Source organism: Cellulomonas sp. PSBB021 (assembly GCF_002240455.1).
GTDB classification, from domain to species: domain Bacteria; phylum Actinomycetota; class Actinomycetes; order Actinomycetales; family Cellulomonadaceae; genus Cellulomonas; species Cellulomonas uda.
On the sequence record NZ_CP021430.1, the window covers coordinates 2,358,507 to 2,372,354 of the forward strand.

The 13,848-nt window shown below is 75.2% G+C and carries 9 protein-coding genes; 5 read left to right on the forward strand and 4 right to left on the reverse strand.

The genetic code is table 11. From position 1 onward, the window contains the following. Window positions 1-227: 227 nt before the first annotated feature. Window positions 228-2,567, reverse strand: a complete 2,340-nt coding sequence (purL, locus tag CBP52_RS10780; protein ID WP_094180943.1) for a phosphoribosylformylglycinamidine synthase subunit PurL — start codon at window positions 2,565-2,567, stop codon at window positions 228-230. Between the two features lie 358 nt (window positions 2,568-2,925). Between purL and CBP52_RS10785 the strand changes: the two genes are divergently transcribed. Continuing rightward, entirely contained in the window at window positions 2,926-3,861 is a 936-nt protein-coding gene (locus CBP52_RS10785) for an LPXTG cell wall anchor domain-containing protein (RefSeq protein ID WP_094180944.1), read from the forward strand. Between the two features lie 165 nt (window positions 3,862-4,026). Continuing rightward, the gene (locus tag CBP52_RS10790; RefSeq protein WP_094180945.1) at window positions 4,027-4,908 is read left to right on the forward strand and encodes a DUF2599 domain-containing protein; all 882 of its coding nucleotides are present in this window, start codon (window positions 4,027-4,029) and stop codon (window positions 4,906-4,908) included. A gap of 285 nt (window positions 4,909-5,193) precedes the next feature. Here CBP52_RS10790 and CBP52_RS10795 read toward each other — a convergent pair whose 3' ends face one another. Then, on the reverse strand, window positions 5,194-7,272 hold the full coding sequence (locus CBP52_RS10795) for an acyl-CoA dehydrogenase (protein WP_094180946.1): 2,079 nt from the start codon (window positions 7,270-7,272) through the stop codon (window positions 5,194-5,196). Window positions 7,273-7,285: 13 nt separating this feature from the next. Then, entirely contained in the window at window positions 7,286-8,050 is a 765-nt protein-coding gene (locus CBP52_RS10800; protein WP_232514447.1) for a TetR/AcrR family transcriptional regulator, read from the reverse strand. 224 nt (window positions 8,051-8,274) lie between these two features. On the opposite strand from CBP52_RS10800, the gene CBP52_RS10805 reads away from it, so the two are divergent. Genes CBP52_RS10805 through CBP52_RS10815 form a run of 3 tightly spaced genes read left to right on the forward strand, consistent with a single transcriptional unit; the run spans window position 8,275 to window position 11,898 of the window. Continuing rightward, window positions 8,275-9,600, forward strand: coding sequence for an acetyl-CoA C-acetyltransferase (locus tag CBP52_RS10805; protein ID WP_094180948.1), 1,326 nt, complete (start codon window positions 8,275-8,277; stop codon window positions 9,598-9,600). Between the two features lies 1 nt (window position 9,601). Next, window positions 9,602-10,999: a 3-oxoacyl-ACP reductase gene (locus CBP52_RS10810; protein WP_094180949.1), complete on the forward strand. Its 1,398-nt coding sequence runs from the start codon at window positions 9,602-9,604 to the stop codon at window positions 10,997-10,999. Next, window positions 10,996-11,898, forward strand: coding sequence for a MaoC/PaaZ C-terminal domain-containing protein (locus CBP52_RS10815; RefSeq protein ID WP_094180950.1), 903 nt, complete (start codon window positions 10,996-10,998; stop codon window positions 11,896-11,898). Before CBP52_RS10810 ends, CBP52_RS10815 begins: the two co-directional genes overlap by 4 nt. Before the next feature lie 702 nt (window positions 11,899-12,600). Here the strand turns inward: CBP52_RS10815 and CBP52_RS18255 are convergent. Further along, window positions 12,601-13,809 carry a GNAT family N-acetyltransferase gene (locus CBP52_RS18255; RefSeq protein ID WP_232514448.1) on the reverse strand — a complete coding sequence of 403 codons (1,209 nt, stop codon included), beginning with the start codon at window positions 13,807-13,809 and terminating at the stop codon, window positions 12,601-12,603. Window positions 13,810-13,848 lie beyond the last annotated feature (39 nt).

Below are 13,848 nucleotides of genomic sequence, written 5' to 3' on the forward strand. Positions count from 1 at the left end.
GGTTCCTCCGGGTCCGAAGGAGCTGAGCCGGAGCAAGCGCGGTCTCAACCGAGGCCCCCTCCGCTGACCCCGTCGTTGCTCCGGCTCTGGAGGGGCCGAGCCGGAGGAAGCGCGAGGTCGGCGGGGTGGGGCGGTCGGGTATCGGGTGTCGGGTGCGGGGGGCTGGGTGTCGGGGACGACGAAGCCCCCGCGCCGGATGGGTGCGGGGGCTCCGGGGTGGTGCGGGGTCAGCCGAAGTGGCGCGGGAGGGTGGCCTCGAACACCTCGCGGGCCTCGGCCAGCGGGATCGCGAACAGGCCCTCGACCTCGACGGCCGGACCGGCCTCCTCGTCGTCGGACGCGACGTCCGCGGTCTGACCGAGCTTGAGCGCGGGGACGCCGCGCGCGACGCACAGGTCCGCGAAGCGCACCTCCTCCGAGCGCGGCACCGCGACGAGCGCGCGTGCCGTGGACTCGGAGAACAGCGCCTCGAACGGCGTGAGGCCGTCCCGCTCGCACAGCGCGTCGAGGGACACGCGCACACCCACGCCGAACCGCAGCGACGACTCGAGGAGCGCCTGGACCAGGCCGCCCTCGGACAGGTCGTGCGCCGCGTCGACGAGGCCGTCGCGCGCGGCGTGCTGCAGCACCGCGGCCAGCGCACGCTCGGCGGCCAGGTCGACCCGCGGCGGCACGCCGCCCAGATGACCGTGCTCGACGTCCGCCCACGCGGACCCGTCGAGCTCGGCGCGCGTGGTGCCGAGCAGGTAGACCGAGACGCCCGGCGCGGTCCAGCCGGACGGCACCGCGGACGCGACGTCGTCGAGCACGCCCAGCACACCGACGACGGGCGTCGGGTGGATGGCCGAGTCGATCTTCCCGGGCTCGCCCGTGCCGTTGTAGAGCGAGACGTTGCCGCCCGTGACGGGGACCTCGAGCGTCTGGCACGCGTCGGCCAGGCCGCGGATCGCCTCGACGAGCTGCCACATCGAGCCGGGGTGCTCGGGGCTGCCGAAGTTGAGGCAGTCGGTCACCGCGAGCGGGCGCGCGCCCGTCGTCGCGACGTTGCGGTACGCCTCCGCGAGCGCGAGCTGCGCACCCGTGTACGGGTCGAGCTTGCCGTAGCGGCCGTTCGCGTCGGTCGCGAGCGCGACACCCAGGCCGCTCTCCTCGTCGACCCGGACCACGCCCGAGTCGTCGGGCTGCGCGAGGGCGGTGTTGCCCTGCACGAAGCGGTCGTACTGCTTGGTGACCCACTCCTTGGACGCGAGGTTCGGCGAGCCGAGCAGGCGCAGCGCGGTCGCGCGCAGCTCGTCGGGGCTCGTCGGACGCGCGAGCGACGCGGACGTGTCGGCGTTCAGCCCGTCCTGCCACGCGGGACGCGCGTACGGGCGGTCGTAGACCGGGCCGTCGTGCGCGACCGTCTTGGGGTCGACGTCGACGATGCGGTGCCCGTGGTGGTCGATCGTGAGCCGGCCCGAGCCGGTGACCTCGCCGATGATCGCGGTCTCGACGTCCCACTTGCGCGTGATCGCGAGGAACTCCTCGAGCTTGGCGGGGGTGACGACCGCCATCATGCGCTCCTGCGACTCCGACATCAGGATCTCGCCGGCCGTCAGGGTGGGGTCGCGCAGCAGGACGTTCTCGAGGTCGACGTGCATGCCGCCGTCGCCGTTCGAGGCGAGCTCGCTCGTCGCGCACGAGATGCCGGCCGCGCCCAGGTCCTGGATGCCCTCGACGACGCGTGCGGCGTACAGCTCGAGGCAGCACTCGATGAGCACCTTCTCCATGAACGGGTCGCCGACCTGCACCGACGGCCGCTTGGACGGCTTGGTGTCGTCGAACGTCTCGCTCGCGAGGATCGAGGCCCCGCCGATGCCGTCGCCACCCGTGCGCGCGCCGAACAGGACGACCTTGTTACCCGCGCCGGACGCGTTCGCGAGGTGGATGTCCTCGTGCCGCAGCACGCCCAGGCACAGGGCGTTGACGAGCGGGTTGCCCTGGTACGAGGCGTCGAACACGAGCTCGCCGCCGATGTTCGGCAGGCCGAGCGAGTTGCCGTAGCCGCCGACGCCCGCGACCACGCCGTGCACGACGCGGGCCGTGTCCGGGTGGTCGACCGCACCGAACCGCAGCTGGTCCATCACGGCGACGGGGCGGGCACCCATGGAGATGATGTCGCGCACGATGCCACCGACGCCCGTGGCCGCGCCCTGGTACGGCTCGACGTACGACGGGTGGTTGTGGGACTCGACCTTGAACGTCACGGCCCAGCCGTCGCCGATGTCGACGACGCCCGCGTTCTCACCGATGCCGACGAGCAGGTGCTCCTTCATCGCCGGGGTGGTCTTGTCGCCGAACTGGCGCAGGTGCGTCTTGGAGGACTTGTACGAGCAGTGCTCGGACCACATGACGGAGTACATCGCGAGCTCGGCGGCGGTGGGCCGGCGGCCGAGGATGTCGCGGATGCGCTGGTACTCGTCGGGCTTGAGACCGAGCTCGGCGTAGGGCTGGGCGAGGTCGGGAGTCGCCGCGGCGTCCTCGACGGTGTCGTAGTGCTGGTCGCTGCGCGCGGGTGCGGAGGTCATCGGTTCCCTTGGGCGAGTTCCGGGCCGTGCCGGCCGGCCCGCGGGGACACGGCCGTCGTCGGCGGACGGCGACAGGATACCGACGCCCACGGGGCCGTCCGACGCGCGTCCACTCCCCGGCGCGGAGCCCTCCCGGCCCCGCGCGGCGCAGGCTCGTCGGACGTGCGTCCAGGTGACGCTCGCCCGGACGGGCGAGCCCGGCGTGCGCTCAACGGGTGACACGTGCGCACACCCCGGCGCGCCGCGCGCGACACGCCGATGGGGGAATTGTGCGTTATGCCTGATCACCCCTACTGTCTCGGCTTGGTCGGATGTCCGATTCGACCGTTTTCGACGCACTCTCCCGAGCCGAGGTCCGATGCTCCCCCGTGCCGCTGCCGCCACAGCCCTCCCGATCGTCACCGGTCTGCTCCTCGTCGCGTCGTCATCGGGCGCGTGGGCGGGCACGTCGGACGGCCCCGTGCCCTACGCCGTGACCGCCGAGGGCCTGACGCTGGCACCGGGCGACACGTTCGCGAACCACGACCACGTGAACGTGCAGTACACGCACCACGGACGCACCGGCTCGGCCAACCTGCACATCGAGGGCACGCGCTCGACCGGCGGCCTGATCGGCAAGAGCGCGGTGCGCTGGGACACGGTCGGCATCCCCGCGAACTCCTGCATCACCTGGGTCCAGGTGAGCAAGTACGAGGAGCACTTCGGTGAGGGCGGCCAGAAGCCGGTCTGCTCGACGACGTGCCGCCCCACCCCGCAGCCGAGCTCCCCGCCGCAGCCGTCCCCCTCGCCGCAGCCGACGTCGTACCCGACCTACCCGCCGCGTCCGACCCCGACGCCGAAGCCGACCGTGACGCCGACGCCGCCGGTCGAGGAGCCCACCCCGGGCCCGACCGTCCCGCCGCTCCCGCCCGTCGAGGAGCCGCTGCCCAGCCCGGAGCCCTCGGTCGAGGCGCCGACGCCGACGCCCACCGCGGACGAGACGACGCCGGCCCCCACGCCCGGCGAGTCGACCCCGCCGTCGGACGACGTCACCCCGACCCCGGTCCCCTCGCTGTCGAGCCCCGTCGCGCCGGGTGACGACGAGGAGGTCGTCGTCGCCGGACCGAGCCCGACGCCGAGCTACCCGTCCGCGGTGCTCGCCGACGAGAACCCCGACGACACCCCGCCGCTCGCGAGCACGGGTTCCGACTCGCTCGTCCCCGGCCTCGCCGCCGGGCTCGGCGCACTCGCCGCCGGTGCGGGACTCCTCGCCGTCCGCGCCCGCAAGGGGTACCGCCCCGCGCACCGTCGCTGACGCGACCGACGGGCCGGTGACCGCGCCTCCGGGTGCGGGCCCCGGCCCGTCGGCGCCGACGTCCGGCCGCACCCCCTCCCCCTGAGCGGCCGGGCGCGGGCCCGGCGGGCACGAGCCGCACGCTCGGCCCGCCGGGCTCCGGCATGCGCGCGCTAGGTTCGGCGCGTGCCCACCGCAGCGACCCGACGCACGAGCGCCGTCACGCTCGCCGCGCTGGTCCTCGCCCTGGTCGGCGCCTGTGGGCCATGGGCGTCGGACGACGGCGCGCCGACGACGAGCGCACCCTCGCCGACGGTCGGACCGACCGCGACGCCCGCTCCCACGCGCACACCCGGTGACACGAGCACGGTCGGCCCCACGAGCACGGCGGACCCCCTGAGCACAGCCGGTACGTCGGCGGCGGACGCCGCGCTCCTCGCCCGCGCGCTCCGCGACGGTGTGACCGTCCGCTCGTCCGGTCCGTCGACCGGCCCGGTCGCGCTGCGCGTGCTCGCCGACGCCCCGGCCCGCCTGCTCGACGACGGCTCGGTGCGGGTCCCGCTCGCGGCGGGCACGGGCGCCGTCGTCGTCGTCGCACCCGCACCCTGGCGGCTGGACGTGCTCCCGGACGGGACCGCGCTCGTCCTGCGCGGCGAGGTGCCCGTCGCGGGCGTCCGCGCGCAGCCGGACGGGCGGCTGCGCACGCTCGCCCGCACCGAGGTGGGCGGCGCTCGCAGCGACGTCGCGGTGCTGCGCGCGGGGGACGAGCCGACCAGCGTGTGGTTCACGGCGCGCGCGGTGCTCGACGTGGCGTGGGGCGAACGGGAGGGCGGGCGGTCACTCGCGGTGACGCCCGCGGACTGGGCGCGCGGCGGCGGGCTCGCGGCCGACGCGCTGGTGCCCGCGCAGGTCGTCGCGGCCGCGCCCGAGGCGGGGGCGCCGACGATGCTGGACCAGCTCGCGTGCCACCAGCGCGGGGCGCGGCGCAAGGACGTGTGGAACATCGAGCCGTGGCGTCCGCGGGTCTCGGCGCTCGAGCTGGTGGCGACGCGCTGCAACCCCACCTGACCGGCGCCGGGCCGGCCCGGCGATGACGGGACCGACCGCGACGCCGCACGTGCAAGGCGACCCTGCGCACGAGCGAGGACGGGGTGCCGCACGTTCCACCAGTTGAGGCGCGCGTCGCGCCCCAGGTGGATGCCGAGCGCGACGAGCAGCAGGATCACGACGCACAGGACGACGGACGACCTGTCGGCGAGCACGCTCGCGTCGTCGCCCGACGTGACCAGCAGACCGCGGCCGCCCCCGCCTCCCCCGGGTGAGGTGGGACGAGGGCGGCCGAGGTCGCAGGGGTCAGCGCACGTGCTTCTCGGGCACGGCGAGCCGCCCCGCGGCGCGCTCGGTCCGGAAGTACGCGCGCGCCTCGTCCTGCCGCTCCTTCTCGGCACCCGAGGCGATGGGGGCGCGCAGCTGCTCGGGCGCGAAGCCGAACCCGTCGACGAGGTCCTGCGCGTAGGGCCGCAGGCGCACGAGCAGCCGGTCGATGTAGGACGAGACGGTGCGGGCCCGGCCGGCGGACAGGCGACCGTTGACGAGGTACCACGCGAGGTGGCGCTCGACGAGCGTGAGGCCGAACAGGTCGCGCAGCCACGTGAGCACCTGCCGGGTGCCCGGGTCGGTGGCGGCGTGCACGCCGCGCGTGAACGCCTCCCACTGCACGCGCTCGGCGTGGGCGCGCGCGGCCTCGATCAGCTCGTGCTGGTGGGAGTTGACGAGCGCGGCGGCCTCGGCGGGCGGCAGCTTCGTCGCGGGGCGCAGCGCGGTGGCGAGCTCCGCCACCATGACCTCGACGCGCTCGGTGAGCAGCTCGCGCTGCGTCTCCTCGTCGCGCAGCTGACCGGCGGAGCGACGCGCGTCGCCCACGTCGGCGATGGTCTGCGCGGCGCGCACGAGCAGCGTGCGGTGCACGGCCTTGTCGGCGACGAGCCGCGCGACGTCACCCGCGCCGCCGGCCTTGAGCGCCTTCGCGAAGTCGCCGAGGAGCCGCTTGCCGACGAGCTGCGACAGGACGGTGTTGTCGCCCTCGAACGTCACGTACACGTCCAGGTCCTGGTGCAGGCCGACGAGCCGGTTCTCCGCGAGGTAGCCGGCGCCGCCGCACGCCTCGCGACACTCCTGCACGGTGCGCATCGCGAGCCACGTGGACGTCGACTTGAGGGCCGCCGCGAGGGTCTCGAGGTCCTCCCGGGTCTCCGGCGTGTCGTTGCGGCCCGAGAACACCTCGTCGAACGCGGCGAGCAGCTCCTCGTGCGCGAACGTCGAGGCGTACGTCTCGGCGAGCAGCGGCAGCAGGCGGCGCTGGTGGCGCTGGTAGTCGAGCAGGACGACCTCGTCCTCGCCCGCACCGGCGAACTGGCGACGCTCGTTCGCGTACCGCACGGCGATGGCGAGCGCGATCTTCGACGCGTTCACCGCGGCGCCGTCGAGCGACACGCGGCCCTGCACGAGGGTGCCGAGCATCGTGAAGAACCGGCGGCCGGGGCTGGCGATCGGTGAGGTGTACGTGCCGTCCTCGGCGACGTCGCCGTACCGGTTGAGCAGGTGGGTGCGCGGCACGCGGACGTGGTCGAAGTGCAGGCGGCCGTTGTCGATGCCGTTCAGGCCGCCCTTGAACCCGTCGTCCTCGCCGCCGACGCCGGGCAGGAACGCGCCGTCCTCGTCGCGGATCGGCACGTAGAACGCGTGCACGCCGTGGTTGACGCGCGGCTTGCCCTCGGGCGCGGTGACGAGCTGCGCGAACACGACCGCGGCGCGGCCGTGCAGCGCGGCGTTGCCCAGGTAGTCCTTCCACGCCGCACGGAACGGCGTGTGGATGACGAACTCCTGCGTCTCGCGGTCGTACTCGGCCGTGGTGCCGATCGACGCGACGTCGGACCCGTGGCCCGTCTCGGTCATCGCGAACGCGCCCGGCACGTCGACCGACATCGCGGCCGGGAGGAACGTGTCGTGGTGGTGCTCGGTGCCCAGGTGCAGGATCGCGGACGCGAACAGCCCCCACTGCACGCCCGCCTTGATCTGCAGCGACGGGTCGCCGGCGACGAGCTCCTCGAACCGGGCGAGGCTGCCGCCGTGGTCGTCGGCGCCGCCGAGCCGCGCGGGGAAGGCGCGCAGCACGTCGTGGTGCGCCGCGAGCTCGCGCAGCTGGTGCAGCACGCGCTCGCGGTGCTCCGCCATCGGGAGGCCTTCGATCTTCTGGAACTCGGGCCTGCCGGTGAGGGCACGGGCCTCCCGGCGCAGCGTCGCGTACCGCCCGAGGAGCTGCTCCGTCAGCGCGGCGACGTCGACGCGCGGCTCGGCGGTGGACGCGAGGCTGGTGCCGCGCTGCGGGGACGGGGTGGTGGGACCGGAGGGTGCGGTCGTCGTGGCGGTCATCGGGTCTCCCGGGTCATCGGATCTCCCATGGGCGGGTGGAGGTGTGCGGGAATCGCTCGCGGGCGAGCAGGCCGACGGGGCCGGCCCACAGCCACGCGGCGACCTGGGCGGTGAGGGTCTCGCGGTCGGGCACGCCCGGCTCGCCGCGGTGGGCCATCCACCACTCGCCGGCGCCGCGCACGAAGCCGACGGCGCCGGCGGCCCAGACCTCGGCGAGCGAGTCGCGGGCCGCGGTGGCGGCGTCCGGCGCGGTGTCCGGCGCGCTGTCCCGCGCGGGGTTCGGCGTGGCGAGCTCGCCGCGCTGGTCGTGGTGGTCGGACAGCTCGCGCGCGAACGGCAGCGCGACGAGGTGCGTCACGGAGTCGAGGAAGTGCCCGAGCGGGCCGCCGGACTCGACCGAGCCGTCGCGCGTGACGAACGCGTACACGTGCGGCGAGGACTCGATCATCTCGAGGTACACCGCGACCATCGCGCGCAACCCGTCACGCGGCGTCGGCGCGACGCGCAGCACGCCCTCGAGCGCGCCCTGGATCTGCAGGACGACGGCCTCGGCGACGGCGATCTGCAGCCCGGTCTTGTCGGAGAAGTACCGGTAGACGATCGACTTCGACGTGCCCGCGGCGTTCGCGATCTCCTCCATGGAGACGTCCGGCCCCTTGTGATGGACCGTGCGGCGCGCGATGCGGACGAGCTCGGCGCGGCGCGCCTCGCGGTGGTCGGCCCAGCGGGCGGAGCGGCCGTCGACGACGAACGGGTCGTCGCGCCGCACGTCGCGCACGGAGGGGACGGGGGGTGTGGCGGACGTGGAGGACCCTGCCGCACTGCCCCCTGGGGTGCCGGCCGGTGCGCTGGGGGCCGTCGTCGTCGACGGGCCCGGTGTGATCGGACTCACGAAACCGACGGTATCAGGTACTGTGGGTTGCGGACACCACTTCGGGACGAACGTCCCTGGACCTGCGGGTCCGACGCTGATCGCGACGACGCGAGAGGAGCGCCACGCAGATGGCACTCAAGAACACAGCCACCCCGAGCGCGCCCCGCCGCGCCCTGGTCCTCGGCGGCAACCGGATCCCGTTCGCCCGCTCCGGCGGCGCCTACGCCCACGCCTCGAACCAGGACATGCTCACCGCCGCGCTCGAAGGGCTCGTCGCCCGCTACGGGCTCCAGGGCGAACGCATCGGCGAGGTCGCCGCAGGCGCCGTGCTCAAGCACAGCCGCGACTTCAACCTCACGCGCGAAGCCGTGCTCGGCTCGTCGCTCGACGCGACCACGCCCGCGTACGACGTCCAGCAGGCATGCGCGACCGGGCTCGAGACGCTCGTCGGGCTGTCGAACAAGATCCGGCTCGGGCAGCTCGAGTCCGCGATCGCGGGCGGCGTGGACTCCACCTCGGACGCGCCGATCGTCGTTACCGACCGCCTGCGCCGCGCGCTGCTCGACCTCTCGCGCGCCCGGACCGCCGGCCAGAAGCTCGCCGCGCTCGGCCGCATCCGCCCCAAGGACCTCGCTCCCGTCGCACCCTCCACCGGCGAGCCGCGCACGCACCTGTCCATGGGCGAGCACCAGGCGCTGACGACCGCGCAGTGGGGCATCACGCGCGAGGCGCAGGACGAGCTCGCGCTCGCCTCGCACCAGCGGCTCGCCGCCGCGTGGGACGCCGGGTTCTTCGACGACCTCGTCACGCCGTACCGCGGGCAGACGGTCGACGGGAACCTGCGCAAGGACACCTCGCTCGAGAAGCTCGCGGGGCTCAAGCCCACGTTCGGCACGCGTCTCGACGCGCCCGCGACCATGACCGCCGGCAACTCCACGCCGCTCACCGACGGCGCGTCGACCGTGCTGCTCGGCTCCGAGGAGTGGGCCGCCACCCGCGGGCTCGCTCCGCTCGCCGCGGTCGTCGACGCGGAGGCCGGGGCCGTCGACTTCGTGCACGGCGAGGACGGCCTGCTCATGGCGCCCGTCTTCGCGGTGCCGCGGCTGCTGGCGCGCAACGGGCTCACGCTCGCGGACCTGGAGTACGTCGAGATCCACGAGGCGTTCGCCTCGACCGTGCTCGCCACGCTCGCCGCGTGGGAGTCCGACGAGTTCGGCCGCACCCGCCTGGGCCTCGACGGCGCGTTCGGAACCGTCGACCGCGCGCGGCTCAACGTGCACGGGTCGTCCCTCGCGGCCGGCCACCCGTTCGCCGCGACCGGCGGCCGCATCGTCGCGACCATCGCCAAGGAGCTCCACCTGCGCAAGCAGCGCGACGGCGGCACGCCGCGCGCGCTCGTGTCCATCTGTGCGGCCGGCGGGCTCGGCCTCACCGCGATCCTCGAGGCGGCCTGACATGGCGAACCCGATCACGACGACCCTGTCGGCCAAGCTGTCGGGCCTGCTGGGGTTCTCCCCCGCGGTCCCGCTGCGCCGCTGGTCGGCCGGTCAGCCGCTCGTCGACGGCAAGGTCCTCGTGCTCGGCTCGGGCACCGGGCCCGACGCCGACGCGGACGCCGTCGCGGCCCTCCTGTCGGGCTCGCCCGCGCAGCCGTCCGCGACGCCCGACTCCGCGGGCACCGAGGTGCTCGACGGCTGGGGCCTGGACGTGTACCGCCACCCCGTGCCCGACGAGCGGTACGCCGCGGTCGTCCTCGTCCTCACGGGCGTCGAGCACCCCGACGCGCTGCACGAGCCGCTGCTCGCGGCCGCCTCGACCCTCAAGAAGCTCGCGCGCGGCGGCCGGGTCGTGACCATCTCGCGCGCCGCGAGCGCGTCCGACGCGCCCGCGGTCGCCGCGGCCCGCCAGGGCGTCGACGCCGTCGTGCGGACCGTCGCCAAGGAGTCGCGCGGCGGCGCGACCGCGAACGGCATCGTGCTCGGTGACGGGGTCCCGGTCACCGCCGCGTCCGCGGTCGGCGCGCTGCGGTTCCTGCTGTCCACCCGCTCCGCCTTCGTGCACGGCCAGCTCCTCGCGGTCGACTCCACCGCGGGCGCCCTGCCCGCCGACTGGGACGCCCCGCTCGCCGGCCGCGTCGCGGTCGTCACGGGCGCCGCGCGCGGCATCGGCGCGGCGATCGCGCGCACGCTCGCCCGGGACGGCGCGACCGTCGTCGCGGTCGACGTGCCCGCCGCGGGTGAGCAGCTCGCCGCGGTCGCCAACGAGGTCCGCGGCACCGCGCTCCAGCTCGACATCACCGCCCCCGACGCGGGCGCCACGATCCTCGAGCACGCGCTCGCACGGCACGGGCACCTCGACGTCGTCGTGCACAACGCCGGCATCACGCGCGACAAGCTGTTCGCCAACATGACCGAGGCGCAGTGGGACTCGGTGATCGCCGTGAACATCGCCGCGCAGCTCGCGATCAACGAGGCGCTGCTCACGTCCGGCGACTTCACCGACGCGCCGCGCATCGTCTCGATCTCGTCGACCACCGGCCTCGCGGGCAACCGCGGCCAGGCCAACTACGCGGCCACCAAGGGCGGCGTGATCGGCATGGTCCGCGCCACCGCGCCGCTGCTCGAGCCGTTCGGCGGCACCGCGAACGCCGTCGCGCCCGGCTTCATCGAGACCGAGATGACCGCGCGGATGCCCGCCGTGACACGGCAGGTCGCGCGGCAGCTGAACTCGCTGCAGCAGGGCGGCCTCCCGGTCGACGTCGCCGAGGCGGTGTCGTTCCTCGCGTCGCCGCAGGCCGGCGGGGTGGTCGGGCGCACGCTGCGGGTGTGCGGGCAGAACGTGGTGGGCGCGTGACGCTCGTCGACCTGCCCGCCGTCCCCGGGCTGGGTGGGCTGTACGCGCGCGGCGCGGCGTCCACCGGCCGCCTCGCGCTCGCCCGGCGCTCCGGCTCGGCGCCCGTCGAGCTGCCCACCACCGCCTACCGGGTCCGGGGCGTGCGCGCCTCGCTCGATCGCCTGGCGGCCTACCAGCGGCTCGTCGGCGAGGAGGCGAGCGACACCCTGCCGCCCGGGCTCGTGCACGTGCTCGGGTTCCCCCTCGCCATCGCGCTCATGGCGCGCACCGACTTCCCGCTGCCGATGCTCGGGATGGTGCACCTCGCGAACCTCGTCGAGCAGCGTCGCGCCGTCGGCTACGACGAGACGCTCGACGTCACCGCGTCCGCGGACCGGCTGCGGCCCCACCGCACGGGCACGCAGGTCGACCTGGTGGTCGAGGCCGCCGTCGACGACGAGGTCGTCTGGCGCGGCGTCTCGACGTACCTCGCCAAGGGCGTGCACCTGCCGTCCGACGAGCGCGTGTCCGACGAGCGCGTGTCCGACGACGAGCGCGCACCGTTCGAACCCCCGCTCCCCACCGGTCAGTGGCGGCTCGCGGCCGACACGGGCCGCCGGTACGCCGCCGTCTCGGGCGACCGCAACCCGATCCACCTCAGCGCGCTCACGGCCAAGGCGTTCGGCTTCCCGCGGACCATCGCGCACGGGATGTACACCGCCGCGCGTCTGCTCGCCGACGCGGGCCGGGGTCGGGGCGACGCGTTCGTCTGGTCGGTCGACTTCGTCAAGCCGGTGCTGCTGCCCGCGACCGTCGCGACCTCCGTGCGCCACCGCCCTGGCGGTGGGTTCGACCTCGCGGCGTGGCACCCGCGCTCGGGCCAGCCCCACGCCCTCGCCTCGGTCGCCCCCCTCCCCTGACCCCACCCAACCGCAGGCCGGACCGACCATCCGCCGCGTGGTCGACCGCCCCTCCACCCGCGACCCCGCCGTTACTCCGGCTATCCGCGACAAGACCCGGAGCAACCCCGGGCTCGTCGACCATCCAGCCGCGGAGTCGGTCGACGATCCGCCGCGCGGGTCGACCGACCATCCAGCCGCGACCCCGCCGTTGCTCCGGCTATCCGTGACGAGACCCCGGAGCAACCCCGGCCTCGTCACCCACCCAACCGCAGGCCCGAACGGCCCTCCCCCGCGCGGGTCGACCGACCATCCAGCCGCGACCCCGCCGTTGCTCCGGGTATGCGCGACGTGACCCGGAGCAACCCCGGCCTCGTCACCCACCCAACCGCAGGCCCGAACGGCCCTCCCCCGCGCGGGTCGACCGACCGTCCAGCCGCGACCCCGCCGTTGCTCCGGGTATGCGCGACGAGAGCCGGAGCAACCCCGGCCTCGTCGACCATCCAGCCGCGGGCTCGATCGACCATCCAGCCGGGGTCGACCGGCCATCCGGCCGCGGGTCGACAGGCCATCCAGCCGCGAGACCGTCGTTGCTCCGGGTATTCGCTACCGGAGCCGGAGGAAGCGCGGGGTCGCGGAGCTCGGCGCGCACGACGGGGTGCGGACGGGCTGTGCGGCGCGGCGCTCGGGGGTCTGAGGGGTCGGGTGGGTCAGGTGGGGGGGTCAGGTGAGGAGCCAGCCTGCGAGGGCGGCGATGCCGCGGGCCACCTCGTCGGGAGTGCGGCCCGCGGTGCCGACACGGTGCACCGACGGGGGGCAGCCACGCTCGAGCGCGCGGGCCGCCGCGTCGCTGCGCGCGACGTGCGCGGCGAGCTCGGCGCCGTGCTCGCGCTGCGCGAGCCGCTCGCGCGCGGTGTCGTCGTCGGCCGTGAGCAGCACGGCGGTGACGCGCGGGGAGTCGCCCATCGCGGCGGCCAGGTCGTCGGCGTACTGCGGGCTCACGGTGTTCGTGTAGACCAGGCGGCGGTGGCCGAGGTCGCGGTAGGCGGACCATACCGCGCGCAGGTTGCGCTCGGCCAGGCGGTCGGCGTGCGGTGCGGGGTGCGCGAGGTCCAGGTAGTCGCCCTCGATCACGGCGTGCGGGACGTCGGCGTCGCGGAGCAGCGCGTGCAGCGCGTGGGCCACGCTGGTCTTGCCGACCCCGGAGCGCCCGCCGATCAGCACGACGTGCGACCGCTCGCCGGGGCCGTCGTCGCCGGGCCGCGCGCGCTCGTCGTCCCGGACGGCTCCCGCACGCTCGTCGGACGCTGCGTGCTCGTCGGACGCGTGCTCGTCGGACGCTAGGTGCTCGTCGGAGCCCAGCAGTCCCAGCCGCGCGCGCAGCCGCGCCCGCGCGGCGGGCCACTCGTCGGCCAGGACCGAGAAGTACACGGAGTCCCCGCGTGAGCCGTCGGGCGCGAGCCGGTGACCGCGCAGCCGCCCCTCCTCGACCGCGCCGAGCCGTGCGACGGCCGCGAGCGAGCGCGCGTTGCGCGCGTCCACGCGCAGCGCCACGCGGTGCACGCCCCACGTCTCGAACGCGTGCGTCAGCAGGGCGAGCTTGCACGCGGGGTTGACGTGCGTGCCCCACACCGCGGGGTCGTAGAACGTGTGCCCGACCTCGAGCCGGCCCATGCGCAGGTCGACGTCGTAGAACGAGGTCGACCCGAGCACCGCGCCGGACTCGGCGTCGAGCACCGCGAACGCGTACCGCCCGGGCGTCGCGAGCGCGCGCTCGACGTCCTCGAGCATGTCGTCGGGCGTGCGGGGCACGGGCGTCGTCATGCCGCGCCAGACCCGGTCGTCGACGAACGCGACGAGCGCCGCCGCGTGCTCCGGACCGAGCGGGACGAGGTTGACCCCGGGGGCGTCGAGCGTCAGGTCGTGCTGCACGGGCCGCATCGTGCCATCCGGCGCACCGGCGGTTCGAGC

Excerpts from the sequence above, each read along its gene's own strand:
- purL (WP_094180943.1), bottom strand. The coding sequence starts at position 2,567 with ATGACCTCCGCACCCGCGCGCAGCGACCAGCACTACGACACCGTCGAG.
- CBP52_RS10785 (WP_094180944.1), top strand. The coding sequence starts at position 2,926 with ATGCTCCCCCGTGCCGCTGCCGCCACAGCCCTCCCGATCGTCACCGGT.
- CBP52_RS10795 (WP_094180946.1), bottom strand. The coding sequence starts at position 7,272 with ATGACCGCCACGACGACCGCACCCTCCGGTCCCACCACCCCGTCCCCG.
- CBP52_RS10805 (WP_094180948.1), top strand. The coding sequence starts at position 8,275 with ATGGCACTCAAGAACACAGCCACCCCGAGCGCGCCCCGCCGCGCCCTG.
- CBP52_RS10810 (WP_094180949.1), top strand. The coding sequence starts at position 9,602 with ATGGCGAACCCGATCACGACGACCCTGTCGGCCAAGCTGTCGGGCCTG.